Origin of the sequence: Streptomyces sp. MZ04, assembly GCF_004684775.1 — a bacterium.
Classification (GTDB): Bacteria; Actinomycetota; Actinomycetes; order Streptomycetales; family Streptomycetaceae; genus Streptomyces.
Map to the genome: position 1 here is coordinate 1 of NZ_SRIC01000577.1, position 1,238 is coordinate 1,238.

The following is a 1,238-nucleotide window of genomic DNA, read 5'->3' on the forward strand; positions in this document are numbered from 1 at the left end:
CCCCCGGAGCGACCGCCTCGTCCGCGACGCGCCCGTCGACCAGGAACACCACCCGGTCCGCGTACGAAGCGGCGACCGGATCATGAGTCACCATCACGACCGTCTGCCCTTCCCCCTCCACCAACCCCCGCAACAGCACAAGCACTTCACGGCTGGTCGTCGTGTCGAGCGCACCGGTCGGCTCGTCCCCGAACAGCACAGCGGGGCGGGTGACCAGCGCACGGGCGAGGGCGACCCGCTGCTGCTGACCGCCGGACAGCTCGCCGGGCCGGTGCCGGGCGCGCTCGGCGAGCCCGACACGGGCGAGCGCCTCGAAGATCTCCGTACGCGAGGGCCTGCGCCCCGCGAGCCGCAGCGGAAGGGCCACGTTCTGCGCGGCGGTCAGCGACGGCAGCAGATTGAAGGACTGGAAGACGAAGCCGATGCGGTCCCGCCGCAGCAGCGTCAGTCGGCGCTCGCTCAGCCCGGTCAGCTCGGTGCCGCCCACTTCGACGCTCCCCGACGTCGGCCGGTCGAGCCCGGCGGCGCACTGCAACAGCGTCGACTTGCCGGACCCGGAGGGCCCCATGATCGCGGTGAAGGTCCCGCTCGCGAGCCGCAGGTCGACACCGTCGAGGGCGGTCACATCGTGATAGAGGCGGCGGACGGCCGTAAGGCGTACGGCAGTTGTTGTCATGCCCTCAAGCCAACCGCCGGGAGGCCTCCGGGGCACGACCACTGGGGGGCGTTGTGGGGGTAGGGCCAGCCCTACCCTTGGCGTATGGATCCGGTGACCGAGGTGATCGACAAGGCGTTCGCGGCGGCGCTGTACGCGGACGGCGACGACGGCCTCGACGCCGGCGCCTCCCACCTGGCGGCCGCCCCCGAGGCCGACGCGGAGCTGCGCCGCAGGGGCGAGGAGCTGGTGCGGCGGGCGTGGGAGCGGGGCTGGCAGCCGGCGGACGTCGTCCGCATGGTGCGGCGCGCACAGGCCGACGACCCCGACCAGACCCCCATAGCCGTACTGGCCGCCGAGCTGATCACCGACGAGACCAGGCGGTACGGCGACACCCTGCCGCCCCGCTGGAGAGCGCAGCTCGACGAGCTCGCCCCGGAGGCCGACCCGGCGGCAGGGTCCCGCCCCGCCGACCGCTTCTCCCGGGCCACCACGACCCTGACCCTCTACCGCCTCCTCCTGCGCCTCCCCCCGATCGAGCCGGTGGGCCCGGCCCCCGGCACCCCGCTGCACATCCCGTCGC

Annotated in this window: 1 protein-coding gene and 1 pseudogene; one reads left to right on the forward strand and one right to left on the reverse strand. The window is 74.0% G+C overall.

The features are described from left to right. Window positions 1–676, reverse strand: a 676-nt coding sequence (locus E2651_RS43250; RefSeq protein ID WP_135336734.1) for an ABC transporter ATP-binding protein, incomplete at its 3' end; no start/stop codon positions are given. Window positions 677–760: 84 nt separating this feature from the next. Here E2651_RS43250 and E2651_RS43255 point away from each other — a divergent pair. Next, a pseudogene (locus tag E2651_RS43255) lies at window positions 761–1,238 on the forward strand (aromatic acid decarboxylase); the annotation flags it as partial.